The following is a 20157-nucleotide window of genomic DNA, read 5'->3' on the forward strand; positions in this document are numbered from 1 at the left end:
ACGATCCACGGCGGCTGCTCACCCTTCCTCACCCAACCATGATCCACGATCAAGGAAACCCAGACACAACCAGTGGTCCTTTTGCTAGGAACTCTAAGTAAGCACGTGCAGGACTCACCGATTCCCCCGCCCCATCTATCCGGTCGGCCGCCGAGTATTCGCGATACTGACCGATAGCCGCGGCGCCACCGCGAACCGCCAGCGCGATGAGCACCAAGCCCGAAACCCACCGCAACGGCAACATGATCGGCTGGAGCGCCTGCGCGAGTGCGGAACCCCCGATCGCGGCGATCAGCGCATAGGTGCCATCTGCGGTCGCGACACCGAGCGCGGCACAAGCACCGATCTTCAGAGACGTTCGAGCTGTCAGAGCCACCAGATATGTCGCAACCGCTCCCACTGGTATGGCGATGCCATAACCGGCAAGGAGTCCCGCGACCAGCGCGGCGATCACGGCCGAGTGAGAATCGGCCTCCACGGTCGGCCAGGCTGCTGCTGGACCCGCACCGATGCAACGGTGGAGGCCAGCGGCTGGAAGGCAGCAATCGTGATCATAGGCAGATTCTGCGACTGTCGGGCTGCCGGCGCAACTCAATTTCATCATCGCCCATGGCCACGAGACCGGAGCGACATCCAGCACGATGCCGGAACCTCCGGCCAGGGCGGGGCCACAGCCCGTGAAAGTCGAGGGGTAGGGGGGTTCAGATCATGGCGCCCGGCCAAGGTGGAGGGCGTCGCCGGAGGCTTCCTTTTCGCGTCTCAGAAACCGTGACCGGGGGGATAAAGCCGTTCCGGCCCTGCGCTCACCGCCCTGAACCGCGGTCCCCGTGCAGAGTTCGTCGGCCCCTTCCCACTGGCATAGGGGCGAACCGCGCCTTTCACAGGTGCGAGGAGGACGGCATCCGTCACGCATCGAAAGCCGATCCGTGGTCGTGGTGGTGAACTGCCGATCGAACACGCCGAGCTGATCGACCAACTTCGGGCGGATCGTGCCATCCGCGATCCCGGAGGGTGGACACGCCCTCTGTACCGGTCGCCGCGACACGGAGGCACTGCAGCTTTTCGGGTCAGTCTTCAGGTTGGCAACGAATCCAGGAACGCCAGCAGCGCTTCGTTGACCTCGCCAGGTCGTTCCGCCTGAACCCAGTGCCCCGCACCCTCTAGGAAGGTGGCTCGATCCATGATTTCCGCTGCGGCCCGGAATCCCTGGAACTGCAGCACGGTGTCCGAGGTCCCCCCGATGTAGGCCGCCGGCACGGGCAACGCCATATCGTGCCACGCGGCGGTGAGCTCCCAGTTGCGTTGGAACACCCGGTACCCGTGCAGTCCACCGCGAAACCCGGTGCGCGAGTACGCAGTCGAGTAGACATCGAGATCGGCATCGGAGAGGAAGGGCATGGGACCATCCGGCGCGGGCAGTTCGTCGACGAGAGTGCTCCCCTCTGGCACCGTCATGATGAACGGAGCGCGTGGGTTCTGGCCGGAGTTGGCGTAGATGAGGCGGCGCAGGCTTTCGGTGATGTCGCGTTCCAGATCCTGTTCGGCAACGCCGGGTTTCTGAAAGTAACGCATGTAGAAGCCGTCCGGTACCGCGCCGTCGAACGCTTCGAGAACGCTCAGCGGCCCGCGCGGGATATAGGGCACGGAGAGCCCCATGACACCGCGCACCCGGTCCGGTCGCATCAGGGCGGCGGTGTAGGCCGTCGACGTGCCGGCATCGTGCCCAACCAGCGCGGCCCGGTCGATGCCCAGGAGGTCCATCAAGCCGATGACATCGCCGACCGTTTGGCATACGTTGTAGTCGTCGATCATGGTCGGTGCGTCGGATTCGCCGTGGCCACGCATGTCGAGGGCGATGGCGCGATAGCCCGCCCGCGCCAGGGCGTGGAGCTGATGGCGCCAGCTGTACCAGAGCTCGGGAAAGCCGTGGCACAGAACGACTGCGGGCCCTTCACCTGCCTCGACGTAATGCAGCTTTATCCGGTTGACGTCGACGTGGTGATGCCGCAAGTCGGTCATTGACCGTCTCCTCATACTGATTTCGGTGCCGCGGGGCACGCCTGCGCGGCGAGTAGATTTTCAAGCCCACCGAACGATGTCGGCCGGGTCGAGGCGAGGCAGGCGATCGAACCACGGGTTATCGCCGGGGTGGCCGATGTTCACCACGAGGATCGATCGCCACTGCTCGTCGGGGAAGAACTCGGCATCAACACCGGCGGCGTCGAAACCGCTCATCGGCCCTGCTGCGAGGCCGAGAGCGCGCACGGCGAGGATGAAGTATCCGGCCTGCAGCGCCGAGTTGAACTGCCCTGTGCTGGTGCGCAGTCCTTCGTTGGCCGCGAGGACATCGCCCAGCTCGGGCTTGAAGGGCAGCAGTGTCGACATGTGCTCGTGGAATCGGGGGTCTGATGCGAGCACCGCGACGGCTGGCGCCGTCTCGGTCTTCGCCTTGTTGCCGTCGTCCATGTGCTTGACCAGCCGCAGGCGTGCCTCGCCGCGCCCGACGTACAACACCCGCAAGGGCTGAGTATTCGCGCCCGTCGGTGCCCAGCGAGCGAGTTCCCAGATTTCTCGCAGATCAGCCTCGGCGACCGGAGTGTCGGCGAAGCTGTTTGCGGTGCGTGCTTGCGTGAACAGCGCCGCGCGACCGGTCTCGTCGAGGCGCGGCAACGCACGGGTTGTCTCGTCGGTCATGGTGTTCCTCCTTCACTCAGGGCGCATGGGCACCGATGATCTTGACTGACATTCAAGACGGCCTCATGACTGCAAGTCAAGAGATTGACGCCACCGTCGTCTTGACTGTCAATCAAGAAGCTTCTACCGTACGTGCGACTGAGCACCAGCCACCACGACGCGGGACGTTCGTGTCCTTGCCCGCCACCATTGCTTGAACATTGCGAGCAGGCCTTGCTCCCTGCCACGAAGATCCGGAGAACCAGCTGATGCGTCTCTACGCCACCGATCAGGGGATCGCGCGAGAGGATACGAGCGGAATCCTTGCTCTGCTCGCCTTGCCGGCTTTCGACCTGAGCGGGCTGCTCACTGGCGACGGGATCACGGCGGCCCGGACCGCTCAGCCGGTGCGCGAGGTGCCGCTGGAATCAGCGACCTTGCGTCCCGTGCTTTCCCGGCCCGGCAAGATCCTGGCGGTCGGGCTCAACTACCCGAGCCACGCCGAGGAAGCGTTGGAGAAGTACGCGTCGATCGGACGACATGACGTCGCACTGCCGACCGAACCGAACGTCCAAGTCGCCGCGGGCTCGGCGACAACCGGGCATGGCATGCCGATCGCGCTGCCTCCGGTCGCGGCCACCCACGTCGATTTCGAAGGTGAGGTCGCGGTCGTGATCGGCCGAAAGGCCGCGGATGTCGATCCGCTCGAGGCGTGGCAGTGCGTAGCCGGGCTAACGGTGATCAACGATGTCACCGCTCGCGACATGCAGCGCCGTGCCTACGCCGGGGATTCGGTTGCCTCGATCGGGGTGGCCAAGAGTTTCGACACGTTCAAGCCCCTCGGACCATGCCTGGTGACCGCCGACGAATTCACCGAACCAGTGGATCTACGCCTACGCACATGGGTGAATGGCGAACTGCGCCAGGATGATCGGACGAGCAACTTCCTGCACTCGATCCCGAATCTGATCGCCTACACGTCCCGCTACCAGACCCTGGAACCAGGCGATGTCATCGCCACCGGAAGCCCGCGCGGAGCAGGGCAGTTCACTGAACGCTACCTGCATCCTGGCGACGTGGTGGAGATCGAAGTCGAACGCATCGGAACCCTGGCCAACCGGGTATCCGCAGCCTGAACTCACGCGATGCCGACGCCACACCCGTATTCGACGAAGAGAGCCACCGGAGGCGTGTTCGGCGCCGTGGCCGATCTCGGCCGGCGGACACCGCAGGATCGTCGATGAGCTCGCTCGTACGCTGGGGTGCGATCGGCATGGACGTCGAGGAGGGTGCGGGTCCGTCACCGTAGTGAAACCCGTTATTCTGCAGGCTTTGCCGCATCCGAACCTTGGAGGCCACTCGCCGATTCGAGGCCCGAGACCAACGATCCTAGTGATGTCACCCGCGGACACCCCAGAAGACCTGAGACCCGGACGTAGCGGAATCCATGGAAGGTGGAACGCGGGCTCAAAGCTTCGCCGTCCGGGTCGCCAGCCGCGTAGGAAGTCCTAAGCCTGGATCCACCGAAAGCCGGCGGATCCAGGCGAATAGCTCACGTCAGGAAGCCGGTTCTGCTACCCCGCAGGCGGTTCGCAGCGCCCCCGCAAGGTCGACGACAGGGTTGGCAGACAATTGCGCCGAGCGCCAGGCAATATGGCCGTCGGGGCGAACCAGCACGGCACCGGTGTCGGGAATTCCGCACGGTCTTGGCTCTTCGAACATGAAGTCCCGGCCCACGACGAGCGCCTGGGACGGCACTCCAGCCGCCACTCGGGTCCAGGCGTCGGCCCAAGCCGCGCCGTCACGCCCGGCGAGGAGGGTGAACCCTGGGATGATCAAGTCGAGGGTCGACACTCGAATCCCGTTCCTGGTGATCCAATCGTGCGGTAGCCGACCTCCGGGCACTGCCGCAGTGATGGGGTCGACCGGCGGCTTCGCTTCATCCGAAGTGCCGTACACATAGCCGATTTCCAGCTCCAGGGAGTCGAAATGCGGGCGCTGCTCGGGCAACGCGTCGCTCAGTCGCCTCCGTTCGGCGGCGGCGATCACCGGATCCGGGCTCTCCAATCGGGCCGCCACTTCGAGGGTGTTGGTCCCGGTCCCGATCCCGCTTTCGGCCATCTTGACGGCGTTGTCGATACTGCTCTGCGCATTGGCCACGGCGACTGGGTGTCGTTCGGATTCGTAGGTGTCCAACAGGTCTTCCGCAGCCCATCCCTGGATAACCGCGGCCAGCTTCCACCCGAGGTTGTCGGCATCGACGAGGCCGGTGTTCATGCCGAGACCGCCGGTCGGCGGAAACTGGTGCGCCGCGTCGCCCGCCAAGAAGATGCGGCCTTTCCGGTACTTCCGTGCCGTGCTCGCACCCAGAATCCAGGTGCCGACGGAGCGGACGTCGACTTCCAGTTCCGGCGCTCCAACCCCACTGCGGACCAGTTCTGCGCAGCGCGCCGGAGTGTAGTCCGCCACCGTCTCCCGCGCGGGGTCGAAGCCGACGTTGAAAGTCCAGCGGTTTCCGCCCATCCGGATGATCACGCCGGGACAGGCGGTGTTGAGCACCCAGAACAGCAGGGCCGAGTCCTTATCAGCCCACTTGCTGAGGTCGGCGTGGAAGTAGACGTTGATCTGGCGCCCGAACTCCGGGGCCCCATCGACTTCGATCCCGAGGCCGTGCCGAATCGTCCCAGCAGCGCCCTCCGCCGCCACGACATAGTCCGCGCTGAACTGCTCGGTCTCGCCGCAGGTCTCGACGGCAACGGCCACCGACGCGCCGAGATCTTCGACGGCGGTGACTCGCGTCCCGAATCGGACAGTGGCCATGCCTTGCTCATATACCGCATCCAGCAGCCGTTGCTGCACCCGATCTTGCGCGCACGATCCGATGGTGACCGGCGAGGCCTCCAGGCGTCGTGCCACATGCTCTGGCGGCGAGTCGGAGAGGTCGATCCGGCCGAATTCGTCCCCCGCGACCGTGTGCTTCCAGACGAAGCTCAGCCCGGAGTTGAGGTCGACGGCATCCTCGATGACGCCGTCGTAGATACCCCAGCTGCGCAGCAGCTCCATCGACCTGGTGTTGACCACATGGGCGCGCGGGTGCGGGTTGATCCCGTCGTACTGATCACACACGATGCTTCGAATTTCGTGCCTGCCAAGCACATACGCGGTGGCCAGCCCGACCGGACCTGCCCCGACGATCAGCACCGGAGTTCGGTCATCCGCGCTCACGGACGCCTCACCAGTTCCGCGAACGGTTCACCCGACTCGAACCGCGCGATCAGCTCTTCCGGATCGAAGTCGACACCAATCGGATTGGCCACGAAAGCATCGGATTCGAAGAACGCCTGGGTCTCCTCCTCGGTGTCGAAGCTGTCGATCTGCAACTCGATTTGGTTGCCATCGGGATCCTGGTAGTACATCGACATCGTCGGTCCGTGGTTGACGCACCAGAACGGCTGCACCCCTTCGGAGTTCAGCCTGCGATAGGTGCCGAGCAGATCGCCGAGCGAGGCGTAGGTGAAGGCCACGTGATGCAGACCGGTGTGCACGTCCTCGGGGCGCTGCGACGCGCCGGTCTCAATGAAGGCGACCCGGTGGTGCTCGTCGTCGTAGGTCATGAACGCGAGCTGGTCGTTGGCGAACGCCACACGCCCCTCGAGGACTCGCACATACCAGTCCTTCATTTGCTGAAGCCGATTCGTCCGCAGCACGATGTGCGCGAGCTTGACGGGTGACGCCATCGTTGGCACCTCCGGTAGGGAGATCAAATTCTCTTGAATGCGATACAAGAGACCGTAGCCGTTCTCATGAATGAGAGTCAAGAGAGGGGTCGTTCCACATCACAGCCCACCGGTGACCCCGCCGGCATCCCTTGGCAGGAGGCCAGGATTGGCACTGTTGCGCAGCAGCGGCGTGGGGCGTTGATCGGTTCTACAGGCGGCCGTCGACCGAAGCAGCACCCGACCCATGAACTGGCGCGCCGGGCACCCGATGCGCCACGGGCCGATCAACCCACGCCTCCAGGACCGCGAGCGCTTGGAACATCGGCGCCGAGAGCGGGACATGTCGATGGCGCCGCGGCAGCTGGATATCGTCGGCGGCGCAACGATGCCCGACAACGCTAAGACCGAGCTCACCGGCAAGTACGGAACAACTGCGCCGCGGCCCCGAACCGGAACCGCGGCTGGCAACGTCGATCAGCGACCGGTCAACGTGGCACCTTCGCGATCGCGGCGGCGACCAGCGAATCGATGATGAGATCGATCAGATCACCCAACGGGCGATCGAGCCGACGAGCGCTGACCAAGATGCCCTCGAACAACACGTGTGCCACGTCTGCGACCAAGTCGATATCGGTCCCCTCGGGCAACCGACTCGCGATCGCGGCGAATAGCCGCTGCTCCAGCCACTGGTGAACGTGCTGGTACGCGGCGCACACCGATTCGGACTCCGCCATCCGCTCGTACGCCTCCCGGTGCAGCGCCCGGTACGGCTGCACCTCGACCAGCAGTTCGACCAGTTCGTCACGGGGGTCGCCGCCGATGGCCGGATCAGCCTCGACCCGGTCGCGAGCAGTCTCGAAGATCGCCCCCAAGGCCGCCGCGAAGAGATCGTCCTTGGTCGGGAAGTACCAGTGCACCGCAGCCGCAGCAATCCCCGCCGCGCGCCCGACCGCACTCATGCTCGTGCCGCGATATCCGTTCGCCACGAACAATTCCACCGCCCGCTCGACGACGGCCGCCTGGCGCTCGGCCTTCGGGATGTGCTGTCGGTTCCTGGGCATGACGCGAGCTTACTCCTCGACGACGACCTCTTGACTGCGAGTCATGACATGCTCTTAACTGACAGACAAGAGAGGCGGCGGGGCCGCCGATGATCGCGGAGGTACCGGAATGCGTCTCTACACCACCACCGTCGGCGTCGCTCGAGAGGATCAGCCGGGCCAGCTTTCGGTCCTCGACCTGCCGTATCGGGATATCGGTCAGCTACTCGACGGACCGGGCCTAGCCGCCGCACGGGATGCGGCGACCATTCGCGAGCTCCCGCTCAGGGAAGCAACGCTGCACGCCCCGGTCCGCAGGCCCGGCAAAGTTGTCATCGTCGGGCTCAACTACCCCACTCATGCCGAAGAAGCCCTCGCCGCCTTCGCGGCGATCGGTCGCGGCGACATCGAGCTGCCGACCGAACCCAATATGCAGATCACCGCAGGCTCCGCGGTCGCCGACCCGGGAAGCCCGATCGTGCTGCCACCAGTTGCCGCCGACGAGGTGGATTACGAAGGCGAACTCGCCGTCGTCATCGGCAGTGCGGCGACGAATGTCTCCGTCGCGGACGCCTGGGCTCACGTGGCCGGCCTGACGGTCGCCAACGATGTCGGCGCGCGCGATATCCAACGCCACGCGATGACCGGCGACGCTGTCGCGTCGATCGCCATAGCCAAGAGCTTCGACACCTTCAAACCACTCGGACCATGTCTGGTCAGCGCCGACGAATTCGCCGAGGACGTCGATCTGGCGATCCGGACGCGCGTGAACGGTGAACTGCGCCAGGATGATCGGACGAGCAGCTTCATCCACTCCATCCCCGAGCTCGTCTCCCACCTGTCCCGGTTCCACACGTTGCGACCCGGTGACGTGATCTGCACCGGCACCCCGAGTGGCGCCGGCTCCTTCTCCGGTCGGTTCCTGCGCGCGGGTGATGTCATCGAGATCGAAGTGGAACGCATCGGTGTGCTGAGCAACCGGGTGGTGGCATGACCCCGCCGACAGCTTCCGTGCGGCTGGCCGAAAGAGATTTGCCGGCAACCACATACGAACTCCTCACCCGAACCGCGCGCCGCCGCCCCGGTGCGCCCGCCCTGCACCTGCTACCCGGTGGCAACCGCTGGGACGAACCGCGAACCTGGACGTATCGCGATCTCCTGGCACGGGTAGACCAGGCCGCGAACCTCTATTCGTCCCTGGGGCTCGAGCCCGGCGGTGTTGTCGGGCTGCTGCTGCCGAATACCGGAACCACCTATACCGCGCTCCTGGGCGCCCAGGTCGGCGGCATCGCCAATCCCGTCAATCCAATGCTCGCCACCGAGCACATCATCGAGATCATGCGGCTCACCGACGTCCGGATACTGGTCGCGTCGGCACCCGAACTGGATCCCGCCGGTTGGTACAAGGCTTGCACGGTCGCCGAGGCCCTGCCACGCCTGCGGGCACTGATCTCCGTGGGAGGGACGACAAGAGCCGCGTCCCCAGCCTGGGTGGGCGATTTCGATCTCTTCGCCGATACTCAGCCCAGCGATCACCTCATCGACGAATACCGTTCCGCGGCAACGGATATCGCCGCTTACTTCCATACCGGAGGCACCACCGGTATGCCGAAGGTCGCGCCGCACACGCATGCGAATGAGGTGTATGTCGCCTGGGCGCTGAGCGAGCACCCGGTGTTCGATGGATATGCAGTGGTGCTCTCCGGTCTGCCGCTGTTCCACGTCAATGCCATCCTGGTCTCCACACTCGCCCCGCTGTTGAAAGGCGGCGCCGCCGTTTCGATGGGCACGCTCGGGTTCCGGGACCGGGGGGGGCGATGGCGGACTTCTGGCAGATCGTAGAGCGGTATCGGATCACGACGTTCTCGGCCGTTCCAACGGTGTACGCCGCATTGCCGCCACTCCCGGACGGCGTCGACATCTCCAGTCTGCGGGCAGGCATCGTCGGCGCGGCGCCCCTGCCGAATCGCGTCCGCACCGAATTCGAATCCAGCACCGGAGTGCCGATGGTCGAGGGCTACGGCCTGACCGAGGGCACCTGCGCGAACACCTTCACACCGATCACCGGCGGACCGCCAGGCACCGTCGGCATTCCGCTGCCCTATCAGGATGTCAAGGCGGTTCGACGGGAGTCAGACGGTCTTTCGTTCACCGACTGCGCCGTCGGTGAGACCGGAGAACTGGCCATCAAGGGGCCCAGCGTCTTTCCGGGCTATCTCCGCCCCGGGCCGAACGGTCCGGCTCCGGATCCGACCGGCGTGGTCATCGACGGCTGGTTGCTCACCGGCGATCTCGGACGCGTGGATGGCGACGGCTTCGTCCATCTCACCGGGCGCGCCAGGGACGTCATCATCCGAGGCGGCCACAACATCGACCCGCGGCTGGTCGAAGAGGCGATGCTGGCGCACCCGGATGTTGCGGCCGCGGCCGTGGTGCCACGGCCGGATCCACACTCCGGTGAGGTCCCCGCCGCCTACCTCGTCCTGCGCAACGGGGCGAATCCAACTCCCGGAGAACTCGAGAAATGGGCGCGCCGACACGCACCAGAACGTGCGGCCGTGCCCAAGTTCGTGCACACGATCGAGGCGCTACCGGTCACCGCGGTAGGCAAGGTGAACAAGGCGGCGTTGATTCACGATGCGGTCGGTCGAGTTGTGCGCGAGGAACTCCGGAGTGCCGGTCTAGCCGCTGAGGTGACGGTGACCGACCGCAGCGGCCGGGCTCACGCCGGAATCCGGCTATCTAGTGATCCAGGAGCGGATCGCCTCGACGAGCTGGCCGAACGCCTGCGCGCGTACTCGTTCTCCCACGAGCTCGGCGATCCCAACCTGTAGCAGTCGGCGACGCATCAATCTGCCCGCACTGCTTGCTATTTCTCTGGATGAGCGCTCGTTCCGCACGCATGGCCCAGAAGCGCCCACAATGCTCAACTGCCTCCACAGAAGCGTCGTGTGGCCCAGATCATGCGGAAACCAGAGACGTGAAGGTGCGTACATCGGCCGCAAACACGCCCAGCATGATTTGCACATCCGGCCAATGCACCGCCTCCGCCAGCCACTCGGCAGGAATCCCGACACCACAGCGGGAGCCCCGACGTCGCCGGAACCGGCCCCGGTGCAGCAAAGGGCACCCCGGGGCGTATTCGCCAATGGTGCCCTCCCGGCACCGAGGCACGTCGGGGAACGCGCCCGGTCGAAACAGCGAGATTCCCTAACTCGGCTTCGCCGCTCCGCAGGGCGGCGAAGCCGCCCTCACACGCCCCCGAGATGGGTGGGGGGCGAACATACGCAGTAGGCAGGACAAGACCACGACGCGGGGGCTACCGGATGCCAGAGCCGCGGCCAGATCGTCCGCCAGGCCCTCGGGGTTGGTCACCACGGCGGGGATACCGAAAGTCTCGGCGAGCGCCGCGAAATCCGGTCGAGTCAGCTCCGTCGCGGTGGCCTCACCGAACGCACCAGTCATTTATTCGCGGAGAATTCCATAACCGCGGTCGTCAACGATCAGCCAAGTCACCGGCAAGTCGTGCTGACGCAGCGTCGCCAGCTCGGCGATCGAATACATCGCGCCACCGTCCCCGCTAACTGCGAGCACCGGAGCATCGCCGCCTGCCGCGGCGGCGCCGATCGCCGCGGGAAGCCCGTAACCGAGCCCGCCGGCGCCCTGCGCGGAGTGGAACGGGCCGGAGCGCGGATCGAAAGCGGACCACGCCCAGTAGCTCAGGATGGTCATGTCCCAAAAACTCGCCGCTGTGTCAGGCAACACGGCACGGATCGCGCCGAGTACCCGTTGCTCCAGACCGAGATCCTGCCCGGCGAGCCGTGCGCGCACCAGATCGAGTACTTGACGCACCGACGTCTCCGCCGTCCCGTCGGCCACCCGGGCTGTGACAGCCGCGGCCACCGAAAGCGGCAGTCCGGCGGAGCTGCACTACACCGACCAGGGCTCCGGCGCCCCGTGCGGCTCGCCGCCCGCTACTGGGATCTCGACGAGCGGGCGGACGACCTGGCCGCGATGATCGCCGACGAGAACGTCCGTGTCGTCCTCCACCCGGCGAGCTCCCGTGCGCCGTCGTCTTCGACGGTGGTCCGGCCGGTGACCGACACCCAGCGCTCGCGCTCGCCGATCGGGGCGGCGATGACGATCGAAGCGCGCGGATCGCGGCGCAGCCGTCGCAGTTTGACCGAGTCCGACGGCGTGAACAGCTGGACGGTTCCGTCCGCGGTGGCTTCGAACCAGACCGGCCGGGGCTGCGGGGCGGTGGTGACCCGGCCACGGTCAGGAAGCCGTGCAGCGGGCGGGCGAGGAACTCGAGGTCCTCCGTGGTCAGGGTGTCGGCGGCCATGGTGCTCCTCTGTGGTGGAACCGTCGTGCGGCGCAGACCAAAACGGCTACACCGCGGGGCTTCTCCGGCGGGCCACGGTGCCGTCGCGTCGGTCCGGTCACCGTGGCCGCGTCCGCATGGGTCGGATCAGCTCGCCAGGAAGTCGAGCAGCGCCCGGTTGAACTCCTCGGCGTGGGTGGCGTTGAGGCCGTGTGGCCCGCCCTCGATCAGCGCCAACGTCGAGCCCTTGATGGACTCGTGGGCGCGCTTGCCGGAGACCTCGAACGGGACGATCGCGTCGGCGTCGCCGTGGATCACCAGGGTGGGGATCCCGGCGTCGGAGACCTTCTGCACGTCGTCGCGGAAGTCGGTGCGCCCGAACGCGGTGATGCAGTCCAGGGTGCCCTTCGGTGAGGCGAACTCGGCGATCGCGTGGTGGTAGAGGCGGTTCGGCTCGCTGATCAGGTCGGTCCGGTCCCCAGCCGCGAAGAAGCCCTTCGTGAACTCTTCGAGGAACGCGATCCGGTCGCCGGTCCTACGCCTACCCCGAACCCGACGGGTTCGCCGATCAGCCGATCAGTCCCGAAGGCGCATACTTCAGCACCGAATTCCAGCAGTTCCTGCTGCCCTACGAAGCCGCCCGCGCCGACCCCGACCGCGCCGTCGCCGAGTTCCTCCACACCACCTACCAAGCCGCCGCAGACCGCGGACACTGGGACCGCTCCGCGCTGGAAGACGACCCCTTCCGGTGGCACGGAACCCCTGCGCCTCGCCGAAACGATGAAGCCTGACCGGCCAGCCAGGACCGGGATCCGGGACACGAACCGCTTCGCGCGAAGTCACTCGGTGCGAACATCTCGACGATCTTCGCGCCCCACCACCGCCCAGCCAGCCGGAACAGCCCGTCGAACTTGATCATCCCGAACATGCCCACGGCGACCGCCAGGCGAGCGACCGATTGCTCGACCGATTCGGGTGCCGGCGCTGCTTTGTAGCATCGCCGTCACTCGTCCCCCGCAGCCTCACAGCGGGCCGCCGGTCGACCGCGAGGAGAACCTGGATGCTGGCGCATCCGGAGCGCTTCGTCTGCTGACCCTGCGCGGGCCCGGGGCTTCAGCATGCCGCGACGGCACGGTGTTCAACAGGACCGGAACCCATGAACAGAGCACACAGATGACCCCGACCGGACGTCCGGCCCAGCAGCGGCCGGCGCTGATCGACGCCGAGGCGCTCTTCGCCGACCCAAAGTTCGCAAGTCCGTCGATCTCCCCGGACGGCACCCGGATCGCCTACCTCGCCTCCCACCGGGGGCGGCGCAACGTCTGGATCCGCGGCATCGACCAGACCCACCACGACGCCGTCCCCGTCACCCACGACACCCGCCGCGGCATCAGCACCTACTACTGGACCGACGACCCCCGCTGGCTGCTCTACCTGCAGGACACCGACGGCAACGAGGATTGGCACCTCCACCGCGTCGACCTCGACGACCCGGACTCCCCCGCCGTCGACCTGACTCCGATGGACGCCGGGTCCCGCGTCTTCGCCGTCGACGCCGAGACCACGGTGCCCGGCACCGTCATCGCCTGGATGAACCCCCGCCCCCTGTTCGTCGACGTGTTCCGGATCGACGTCGTCACCGGCGAGACCACCCCGCTCGTGGAGCGGACCGATCCTGCCGAGACCTTCCTCGTCGACCGGACCGGCCGGGCGTCCTGGTACCTGTCCAAGGACACCGACGGCACCCACGAGATCTCCGCCGCCGACCCCGACACCGGCGACCTGCGCCTGCTGCACCGCGCCGGCGGACCGGAACACCCGATGGGCGTGTTCCTGCTCCCCACCCCGGACGGCAGCGCCGCGCTGATCGGCGACTACCAGGACTCCGACGACCTCCGGCTGCTGCGCCTCGACCGCGCGACCGGCGAGCAGACCGTGATCGCCGCTGTGGGCGGGCACAGCCTCGACACCCTCAGCGCCGCCAGCGACACCCTGCCCCCCACTGTCTTTACCAGCCGCCGCACCGGCCAGGTCATCGCAGCCCGCTTCACCGGCGACCGACCCCGCATCGTGCCGATCGACTCCCACTTCGCCCAGGTCCAGACCGCCCTCGAGAAGCTCTCCGACGGCGTACTGGGCTGGGTGCACTCGGATCTGGCCGGGCAGCGCTGGGTCGCCACCTTCATCCACGACCGGGAACCGGGGACGACCTGGTTCTACGACCACGCCACCCGCGAGAGCCGCCTGCTGTTCCGCGACACGCACTCGACCCGGCCGACCTCGCACCGATGACCCCGGTCCGGTTCCCGGCCCGCGACGGCCTGCCGCTGCACGGCTTCCTGACCCTGCCCGTCAGCATCGCGCCCCAGGACCTGCCGCTGGTCCTGCTGGTGCACGGCGGACCGTGGATGCACGACACCTGGAGCTTCAACAAGGCCGCGCAGTTCCTCACCAACCGCGGCTACGCCGTACTGCAGGTCAACTTCCGCGGCTTCACCGGCTACGGACGCCGACACCTCACCGGCGCGATCGGCGAGTTCGCCGGGAAGATGCACGACGACCTGATCGACGCCGTCGACTGGGCCATCGCCCAGGGCTACGCCGGCCCCGACCGCCTCGCCATCGTCGGCGGCTCCTACGGCGGCTACGCCGCACTCGTCGGCGTCACCGTCACCCCCGAGAAGTTCGCCGCCGCGGTCGCCTACGTCGGCATCTCCGACCTAGCCAACTTCCTTGCGACGCTGCCCCCGTTCGTCCGCGCGAACATGACCAACAACTGGATCGCCTACGTCGGCGACCCCGACGACCCCGACCAGCTCGCCGACATGCGCCGTCGCTCCCCCATCACCATGATCGACCGCATCCGCACCCCCCCGCTCGTCGCCCAGGGTGCCAACGACGTCCGCGTCGTCCACGCCGAGTCCGACAACATCGTCACCCCGCTGCGCGAGCGCGGCGTACCGGTCGAGTACCTCGTCGCCGACGACGAGGGCCACGGCTTCGACAACCCGGAGAACCAGGTCATGCTGTTCCGCGCGATCGAACGGCATCTCGCCGAGCACCTCGGCGGCCGCAGCGCCGCGAGCAGCTGATCCGTCCGGCCCGAGTCGTGACGGACGGTGCGCAGCACGACGACGAAGCCGAAGAGCTGCATACGGAGAACGGAGCATCCACGATGGACGTCTTCATCATTGGCATCACCGGCGGCATCGGCGGTCTGCTCGCGCAGAAACTGCGCTCTCGAGGGGACGCCGTGCACGGGCTCGTTCGCCGAGATGACCAGCAGGCTGAGCTCGCAACGCGAGGCATGAACGCACGAGTCGGCGATCTCTCCAGCATGACCGTGGAAGATCTGGCGGCGACGTTCGGTGATGTCGATGTGATCGTCTTCAGTGCCGGATCAAATGGCGGCAGCAAGGAGGTCACGAAAGCCATCGACGGCGACGGGGTTGCGAAAGCGATCAAGGCTGCACGCCTCGCCGGCGTCGAGCGCGGGACGTGCCGTAACGGGCAGCGACCTCACCGATCGGCGAACCGCCCAGTACCTCGCAGACCGCCCGATAGCGGTACTCCACCAACGCCTCGGCATCCACCCGGTTCCTCGCCCGATTTCACAACAGCGGTCGGGATTCCAGCACGGCGAGGATGCTGTTGAACGACCAGGTCGACCCTAGGACGGAGCACGGCAACTGTGGCGCCTCGCGCGCAAAGTCCCTGCCGCCGAACCGTCGCTGACCAGGTTCATTCACCTGGCAAGCGAGTGGGAAGACGTACCCGACTGCTCTGCCCCCTTCTCCGAGGGCGGCCATGTCTCTGCCGTACTGGGCGGGCAGTCGTATCGACTAATGACAGTTCGTAGACGGTCCCGGTGTCTAGTGGTCGATTTGACTCTGCTTCGGCGAACGGACGGCGGACCCTGATGCCAAAGGAGCTGGATCTTGTCCCGCCGACGCGCTGAGACGACCGTCGAGCGGTGACTGCTTCGGTCGGCCGTCAGCCCGGGATGAGGTCAGGGACCAAGCTGCAGTAAACATTGGTCAGAGACGGCTGTAGTTGGTCTTTGACGTAGTTGGCGAATGCCTTCCAGCTCTTCCAGGAGACTGTCACCTGGAATTCCTGGATGACGCTGCTCAGTTCCGGGTTCCGTGCCCGCTCAAGCGGGTTGATCACCGCGTTGTAGGACGCGGAGAAGTTGATCAGGGTGCCGCTGATCAACGCGAGGGCGCTGTTCACTTCCGTGGTCCGGATGCGTAGCATGTCGAGGACGGCGTCCAGTTTGCCGATGGTGGCGGTGTGCTCATCGCGTACCTTGCCAACGGATCTCTCGAATTTCGCCATGCCACAAGGAGATCCGTCCTTTTCGTACATGTTCCGCAGGAAGTTGAACGCTTTGTCGAGTCGGTCGTTCAGAGCGGTGATGACATTCTGGACGGTCTTGAGGTGGTCGTTGTTCTCTTCCACCTTCCTGGCGCTCGCGCTGACGTATGGCTTGAGCTTCTCGGAACCTTGCCGCAACGACATGACAAGCTCACTCAACTCGGTCAAGGCGTTGTCGCGCTGGTCCTTGGTGGGATTTTTCGTCTGTGACAACGTTTCCAGCTTGTCGGTCACATTCCTGAAATTCTCGTTGGCGGCTGGCAGCGCCTGTGACAACCAACCAAGGAAGGTCTTGAAGTCGCTCAGGAACTCCACATTACTGGCGGAGATCTCGGTCAGGATCGGCTTTAGCAAATGGGTGGGCTCGGCGATGGAGAAAGTCTTACCCCACACTGTGGCCGGCGGACGGTCGCCGCACACGGTGTATACGGTATATGGACCGAGATGGATTCGGGCGATGTCGTGTTCCACATGTACGAGGGCGTGCGGGTACCGACCAATAGTGTCGACTGCGTCCTTCGCGGTTCGCATGCCGGACGCGTCGAGCGCGTAGAGGGCGCTCATGGCGTCACCTGTGCGTGTTGCACCAACGCCCTCGCTTTGTCCTGCAGCTCCTGCCACTGGGTCCGCATGCTCGCGTTACCCAGGGCTTTTTTCACCCAATCCGCAGTGCTGAGCTGCTCATCGCTGGACAAGCCGCAGACCATGTTGATCGTGGTTTTCGCGGAGCGCCCCACGCCGCCCAGGTATTCCAGGACACCGCACACCTCGATCAGTTTCGGTGTCACCTTGTGCGCGGTGGAGAACACGTCGTGCAGGGCATGGACAAGCGACTCCTTCTTGCTGATTTCCGCCTCGTATTCCCGAATCCGCTTTTCGGTCTCTGGTGTCGCTGTTTGCTGGTGGAGTGTCTCGATCTCGGCGCGGAGTGCACCGATCGTTCGGTTGGCCTCGTTCAGTGGCGACGTCGTCGTCAGGGTGACGACGGAACTGGCCAGTTCTTTCTGCAGGGCAGTGAGACGGGCACGCAGGTCTGCGCTGTCGGTGGCGAGCTGGTCGATGGTCTTGGTGAGCCCGCGATTCTCTCCTCGGAGGACCTGTTTCAGCGCGTCGGCACGCTCCTTGGCGGTGCCATGGGCCGGATCGAGGAGCGTCGGCAGACTGTCGTAGGTGGTGACGACCGTGCCAGCGGTGTTTTCCACGCGGATCGTCAGCCTGACAACAGCAGCGTAGAGTTCCTCCGGGACTTCGGGCCCGGTGATGTAATTGGGGTTCTCAGCGATACGGGCGGTCAGACTCGCGGGTGATCCGAGCAGGTCTCCCCACACGCGGACGATTTCGAGAGCCGCGAGGAACCGAGCCAGATTCTCCTCATCCTGAAACACCCCGTACCGTTCGAGGACGGCGTCCACGTCATGCGGGATGGCCTTGGTTCCGGCGAGCCAGGAAGTAATGGCGTCCCATGCGGGCTTGATCTGGTCGAGCTGTACTCCCGACGGGCCCAGGTCGTTCGTCTTGGGGGTGTCAGCAGACGTCTGGTCGATGCTCATCGTGCGCTCCCGTGGTGGTTCGCCGCGCTTAATGTGGCTTCTTCTGGTAGTCGACGTGGAAGTTCAGACGCAGCTTCGTCGCCCGCTGTGGATTCCCGCCGTTCTGGTCGAAGGTCATGGTCCACTGTGTGAATAACGTCGGTGTCATGTAGACGTCTCTGCCGATCTCCCACGGCGAGTAGACCTGCTTCCCCTCCTGCTTGTAGGCGTAGGTCCCAGTGATCCCCTTGGCGACAAAGGTGTGTGACTCGGCCGGCCCGAATCCGTTCTGGTAGCAGCCGGAGGTCGCCACCTCGACGATGACCCTGCCCGCGGGGTTCGGAGTCACGTCGTCCACAAAGAACTCCGCTGAGGTCACCCAGATTGCGACATTGCCGTTGTCCGGAAGCTGCTGCGCGAGCAGCGGTGCGCCCATCGGCACGGTCCAGCTCAGCGTCCACATCTTGTTCGTGGGGTCTTGGGCGAGCGTGGCGGCGATGACGCCGGCTGCCGACTGGTGTGCGGTGTCCGCGTGGATGATCGGCAGATCAAGGCTGATCGTCGCGTCTCTTCCGGGCAACTGGACTTTGTTACCGCTCTGGCTGATCGCTCGCTCAACCCAGTCGGTCATCGCAGCCAGTTGGCGCCGGATATCTGAGATAGGCGCGTCGAGATCGATAGCTGGCGGCTGGGCAAAGTAAAGATAGAAGTACGCGTCGCGATAGTAGGTCCACGCCACGTGCAGCGACCGTTTGACGGTGTCCACCCGGGTCTGCAGTATCCCCATGAGTAGGGCCTGCCGCTCCTTGTTGGTGCGGCAGGTCTGCTCCAGAGCCTTCCAGCGATCGGCCACTTCGTTCGTCGCCTTGATCTGGGCGCGCACCATACTAGCCTCGGCGAGCTGGGCGGCATAGGCGTTCGCCGTGACCGCGAGAGCCTTGCCATACCGCCCGAAGATCATCAACTCGGCCCAGTAGTTGTTCGCCGCCTGTTGCGCCTCCTCGGCGTGGGATTGGCCGATCCGCTGCTTGATGGTGTCCAGGGCTGCCTGCGCCCGTGTCAGGTACACATCCCACGCCACGGTCGGATCGGCCGCGAACTGCTGGTCGGACTCCGTCAGTGGCCGGGGGGACGCGCCGATGGTTTCGTTGTCCTGGGCGTTCCACAGCGTGGTCGCGGATTCGAAGGAAGCGATAATGCGTTGTTGGGTACGCAGTAGCGTGCGGGTCGCCTGGAGTAGTTCGTCGTCGCCGGGTTGGTCTTCCGGGATCTGGCCAATCGCCGTGTATGCCTTGTCCGCCGCGTCGTAGAGTCCGTGGGCGACTTCCGAGACCTTCGTCGGGTCCTCGACGGCCTGGGCCGCCCCCACACCTACTTTGACGACTGCGATGACCGCGCCGAAGTAGGCGTCTACGAAGTTCTGCACGTCTTGCAGGGCAATTTTGGCGCGCATGACCGTGAACGCGGTGTGGGCCCGGTTGTACTGGGTGTCGAGCTGACCGGTCAAGGTGGCGAGGTCGGCCTTGAGATGGTCGACGTTCGACGTGATGCTGTGCAGCCGGACGGTCAGCGGGTCGGTCTCGGTCTTGGCATTGGCGGCGAGTGTCCCGGCGACCCTTTTCAGGGCCTTCGAAGTTTCCTGCGCGGTGGACAGGGTACTGAGATCGGCTTGATAACCGCCCAGGACGCCAAGCAGAGCCGTGGTTTTGTCTTTGTAGAAGGCCCCTGGCAGGACGGGCACGTAGCGGGCACCGGATGCGACGTCGAGTGTGGCGAGCAGGGCTGCGGCCTGTCGTCCGACAGTAGCCAGTTCGGCCACGGTGGCACTGCTGAAACAGGTTTGGCCAGCCTGTTGAATGCACGCGACAACCCAGGCCAACATCGAGCGAGCGAGTGCGGTGTCCGCGGGAATGCCGGTGTCCATTAAGGATCCCGCGGCGGTGACGCTTGCCTTCAGGCTGCCCAGGGCCCAGGGACGACCGGTCAAGTCCGCGATGTCCTTGGCACCGGAGTTGATGTCCTGCGTGATCGTGCCGTCGTGGGCGACCTGGTGCAGGGCGGCTTTCAGCGGGGTCATCCCGACCGGCACGGTCTTCGCGCCGCTGGTCACGTTCTCCGTATTGATACGGAAGTCGCCGCCGACGGTGCCGCCGATGAGGAACTGTGCCACGTTGGGGCCATGGCCGGCAGGCACCCTCAGAGGCAGGGCCGAGCCGCTCAGTGCCGAGAGGTCCAGCGACCGGGCGACCACCACAACACCAGGAGCGTCGAAAGTGGGATAGTCGACGACGAGGGTGTCGGCGAACACGGACATCAGTTGCGTACAGGCACCGATTTCCGACAGGCGCACCCGCAGCCCGCTGACGGTGACCTCTTTCTGGTTGCCGTCGGATTTGGTCACTTCGCTGAACGTCAACGCGGCGGTCTTCTTCGTTAGCACATCCCAGTTGGGCATGTCGACGCCTCCTTGGTCATGCTCGGTGCGTGGCAAATGC

The 20157-nt window shown here is 65.6% G+C and carries 19 protein-coding genes and 2 pseudogenes; 8 read left to right on the forward strand and 13 right to left on the reverse strand.

Annotated features, from left to right (window positions below):
- Nucleotides 1–49 precede the first annotated feature (49 nt).
- From AC07FN_RS22635 to AC07FN_RS22645, 3 genes are all read right to left on the reverse strand, one after another.
- The gene (locus tag AC07FN_RS22635; RefSeq protein WP_478397400.1) at nucleotides 50–478 is read right to left on the reverse strand and encodes a LysE family transporter; all 429 of its coding nucleotides are present in this window, start codon (nucleotides 476–478) and stop codon (nucleotides 50–52) included.
- A gap of 596 nt (nucleotides 479–1074) precedes the next feature.
- A complete protein-coding gene (locus AC07FN_RS22640; RefSeq protein WP_478397401.1) occupies nucleotides 1075–2019 on the reverse strand; it encodes an alpha/beta fold hydrolase in 945 nt (314 codons plus the stop codon).
- A 60-nt stretch (nucleotides 2020–2079) separates the two neighbouring features.
- A complete protein-coding gene (locus tag AC07FN_RS22645) occupies nucleotides 2080–2694 on the reverse strand; it encodes a malonic semialdehyde reductase (RefSeq protein ID WP_478397402.1) in 615 nt (204 codons plus the stop codon).
- A gap of 248 nt (nucleotides 2695–2942) precedes the next feature.
- Here AC07FN_RS22645 and AC07FN_RS22650 point away from each other — a divergent pair, with 248 nt between their 5' ends.
- On the forward strand, nucleotides 2943–3809 hold the full coding sequence (locus AC07FN_RS22650) for a fumarylacetoacetate hydrolase family protein (RefSeq protein ID WP_478397403.1): 867 nt from the start codon (nucleotides 2943–2945) through the stop codon (nucleotides 3807–3809).
- 182 nt (nucleotides 3810–3991) lie between these two features.
- Here AC07FN_RS22650 and AC07FN_RS22655 read toward each other — a convergent pair whose 3' ends face one another.
- The 4 genes from AC07FN_RS22655 to AC07FN_RS22670 all read right to left on the reverse strand — a co-directional run bounded on the left by AC07FN_RS22655 (nucleotide 3992) and on the right by AC07FN_RS22670 (nucleotide 7453).
- Nucleotides 3992–4222 carry a family 78 glycoside hydrolase catalytic domain gene (locus tag AC07FN_RS22655; protein WP_478397487.1) on the reverse strand — a complete coding sequence of 77 codons (231 nt, stop codon included), beginning with the start codon at nucleotides 4220–4222 and terminating at the stop codon, nucleotides 3992–3994.
- Between the two features lie 8 nt (nucleotides 4223–4230).
- A complete protein-coding gene (locus tag AC07FN_RS22660; RefSeq protein ID WP_478397404.1) occupies nucleotides 4231–5898 on the reverse strand; it encodes an FAD-dependent monooxygenase in 1668 nt (555 codons plus the stop codon).
- Nucleotides 5895–6410, reverse strand: coding sequence for a VOC family protein (locus AC07FN_RS22665; RefSeq protein WP_478397405.1), 516 nt, complete (start codon nucleotides 6408–6410; stop codon nucleotides 5895–5897). The genes AC07FN_RS22660 and AC07FN_RS22665 overlap by 4 nt, the downstream gene beginning before the upstream one ends.
- A gap of 467 nt (nucleotides 6411–6877) precedes the next feature.
- On the reverse strand, nucleotides 6878–7453 hold the full coding sequence (locus tag AC07FN_RS22670; RefSeq protein ID WP_478397406.1) for a TetR/AcrR family transcriptional regulator: 576 nt from the start codon (nucleotides 7451–7453) through the stop codon (nucleotides 6878–6880).
- Between the two features lie 109 nt (nucleotides 7454–7562).
- Between AC07FN_RS22670 and AC07FN_RS22675 the strand changes: the two genes are divergently transcribed.
- The 3 genes from AC07FN_RS22675 to AC07FN_RS22685 are packed head-to-tail and all read left to right on the forward strand — an operon-like array spanning nucleotide 7563 to nucleotide 10266.
- On the forward strand, nucleotides 7563–8426 hold the full coding sequence (locus AC07FN_RS22675) for a fumarylacetoacetate hydrolase family protein (RefSeq protein ID WP_478397407.1): 864 nt from the start codon (nucleotides 7563–7565) through the stop codon (nucleotides 8424–8426).
- Nucleotides 8423–9274 carry an AMP-binding protein gene (locus AC07FN_RS22680; RefSeq protein ID WP_478397408.1) on the forward strand — a complete coding sequence of 284 codons (852 nt, stop codon included), beginning with the start codon at nucleotides 8423–8425 and terminating at the stop codon, nucleotides 9272–9274. The genes AC07FN_RS22675 and AC07FN_RS22680 overlap by 4 nt, the downstream gene beginning before the upstream one ends.
- Nucleotides 9250–10266 carry an AMP-binding protein gene (locus AC07FN_RS22685; protein WP_478397409.1) on the forward strand — a complete coding sequence of 339 codons (1017 nt, stop codon included), beginning with the start codon at nucleotides 9250–9252 and terminating at the stop codon, nucleotides 10264–10266. Before AC07FN_RS22680 ends, AC07FN_RS22685 begins: the two co-directional genes overlap by 25 nt.
- A 376-nt stretch (nucleotides 10267–10642) precedes the next feature.
- On the opposite strand, the pseudogene AC07FN_RS22690 reads toward AC07FN_RS22685, so the two are convergent.
- The 3 genes and pseudogenes from AC07FN_RS22690 to AC07FN_RS22700 all read right to left on the reverse strand — a co-directional run.
- Nucleotides 10643–11323 (reverse strand): annotated as a pseudogene (locus AC07FN_RS22690) (thiamine pyrophosphate-dependent enzyme); the annotation flags it as partial.
- A gap of 161 nt (nucleotides 11324–11484) precedes the next feature.
- Nucleotides 11485–11777 (reverse strand): annotated as a pseudogene (locus AC07FN_RS22695) (pyridoxamine 5'-phosphate oxidase family protein); the annotation flags it as partial.
- Nucleotides 11778–11903: 126 nt separating this feature from the next.
- Nucleotides 11904–12110 carry an alpha/beta fold hydrolase gene (locus tag AC07FN_RS22700; RefSeq protein WP_478397410.1) on the reverse strand — a complete coding sequence of 69 codons (207 nt, stop codon included), beginning with the start codon at nucleotides 12108–12110 and terminating at the stop codon, nucleotides 11904–11906.
- A gap of 221 nt (nucleotides 12111–12331) precedes the next feature.
- Between AC07FN_RS22700 and AC07FN_RS22705 the strand changes: the two genes are divergently transcribed.
- From AC07FN_RS22705 to AC07FN_RS22720, 4 genes are all read left to right on the forward strand, one after another.
- Complete coding sequence (locus AC07FN_RS22705; RefSeq protein ID WP_478397488.1) at nucleotides 12332–12547, forward strand: DUF5996 family protein; 216 nt, start codon at nucleotides 12332–12334, stop codon at nucleotides 12545–12547.
- Nucleotides 12548–12929: 382 nt separating this feature from the next.
- Nucleotides 12930–14048: a TolB family protein gene (locus AC07FN_RS22710; protein WP_478397411.1), complete on the forward strand. Its 1119-nt coding sequence runs from the start codon at nucleotides 12930–12932 to the stop codon at nucleotides 14046–14048.
- The gene (locus tag AC07FN_RS22715; protein ID WP_478397412.1) at nucleotides 14045–14848 is read left to right on the forward strand and encodes an alpha/beta hydrolase family protein; all 804 of its coding nucleotides are present in this window, start codon (nucleotides 14045–14047) and stop codon (nucleotides 14846–14848) included. Before AC07FN_RS22710 ends, AC07FN_RS22715 begins: the two co-directional genes overlap by 4 nt.
- A 17-nt stretch (nucleotides 14849–14865) precedes the next feature.
- On the forward strand, nucleotides 14866–15411 hold the full coding sequence (locus tag AC07FN_RS22720) for an NAD(P)H-binding protein (RefSeq protein WP_478397413.1): 546 nt from the start codon (nucleotides 14866–14868) through the stop codon (nucleotides 15409–15411).
- 338 nt (nucleotides 15412–15749) lie between these two features.
- Here AC07FN_RS22720 and AC07FN_RS22725 read toward each other — a convergent pair whose 3' ends face one another.
- Genes AC07FN_RS22725 through AC07FN_RS22735 form a run of 3 tightly spaced genes read right to left on the reverse strand, consistent with a single transcriptional unit; the run spans nucleotide 15750 to nucleotide 20117 of the window.
- The gene (locus AC07FN_RS22725; protein WP_478397414.1) at nucleotides 15750–16697 is read right to left on the reverse strand and encodes a hypothetical protein; all 948 of its coding nucleotides are present in this window, start codon (nucleotides 16695–16697) and stop codon (nucleotides 15750–15752) included.
- Nucleotides 16694–17683 (reverse strand): hypothetical protein, encoded by a 990-nt coding sequence (locus AC07FN_RS22730; protein WP_478397415.1) that lies wholly within the window; start codon nucleotides 17681–17683, stop codon nucleotides 16694–16696. Before AC07FN_RS22730 ends, AC07FN_RS22725 begins: the two co-directional genes overlap by 4 nt.
- 28 nt (nucleotides 17684–17711) lie before the next feature.
- Nucleotides 17712–20117, reverse strand: a complete 2406-nt coding sequence (locus AC07FN_RS22735; RefSeq protein WP_478397416.1) for a hypothetical protein — start codon at nucleotides 20115–20117, stop codon at nucleotides 17712–17714.
- Nucleotides 20118–20157: the final 40 nt, after the last annotated feature.

This window comes from Saccharopolyspora sp. NPDC045941 (assembly GCF_056431445.1).

What these genes read in the sequence shown, in the direction of transcription:
- AC07FN_RS22640 (WP_478397401.1), bottom strand. Translation starts at nt 2,019, where the DNA reads ATGACCGACTTGCGGCATCACCACGTCGACGTCAACCGGATAAAGCTG.
- AC07FN_RS22645 (WP_478397402.1), bottom strand. Translation starts at nt 2,694, where the DNA reads ATGACCGACGAGACAACCCGTGCGTTGCCGCGCCTCGACGAGACCGGT.
- AC07FN_RS22650 (WP_478397403.1), top strand. Translation starts at nt 2,943, where the DNA reads ATGCGTCTCTACGCCACCGATCAGGGGATCGCGCGAGAGGATACGAGC.
- AC07FN_RS22665 (WP_478397405.1), bottom strand. Translation starts at nt 6,410, where the DNA reads ATGGCGTCACCCGTCAAGCTCGCGCACATCGTGCTGCGGACGAATCGG.
- AC07FN_RS22670 (WP_478397406.1), bottom strand. Translation starts at nt 7,453, where the DNA reads ATGCCCAGGAACCGACAGCACATCCCGAAGGCCGAGCGCCAGGCGGCC.
- AC07FN_RS22675 (WP_478397407.1), top strand. Translation starts at nt 7,563, where the DNA reads ATGCGTCTCTACACCACCACCGTCGGCGTCGCTCGAGAGGATCAGCCG.
- AC07FN_RS22680 (WP_478397408.1), top strand. Translation starts at nt 8,423, where the DNA reads ATGACCCCGCCGACAGCTTCCGTGCGGCTGGCCGAAAGAGATTTGCCG.
- AC07FN_RS22685 (WP_478397409.1), top strand. Translation starts at nt 9,250, where the DNA reads ATGGCGGACTTCTGGCAGATCGTAGAGCGGTATCGGATCACGACGTTC.
- AC07FN_RS22710 (WP_478397411.1), top strand. Translation starts at nt 12,930, where the DNA reads ATGACCCCGACCGGACGTCCGGCCCAGCAGCGGCCGGCGCTGATCGAC.
- AC07FN_RS22715 (WP_478397412.1), top strand. Translation starts at nt 14,045, where the DNA reads ATGACCCCGGTCCGGTTCCCGGCCCGCGACGGCCTGCCGCTGCACGGC.
- AC07FN_RS22725 (WP_478397414.1), bottom strand. Translation starts at nt 16,697, where the DNA reads ATGAGCGCCCTCTACGCGCTCGACGCGTCCGGCATGCGAACCGCGAAG.
- AC07FN_RS22730 (WP_478397415.1), bottom strand. Translation starts at nt 17,683, where the DNA reads ATGAGCATCGACCAGACGTCTGCTGACACCCCCAAGACGAACGACCTG.
- AC07FN_RS22735 (WP_478397416.1), bottom strand. Translation starts at nt 20,117, where the DNA reads ATGCCCAACTGGGATGTGCTAACGAAGAAGACCGCCGCGTTGACGTTC.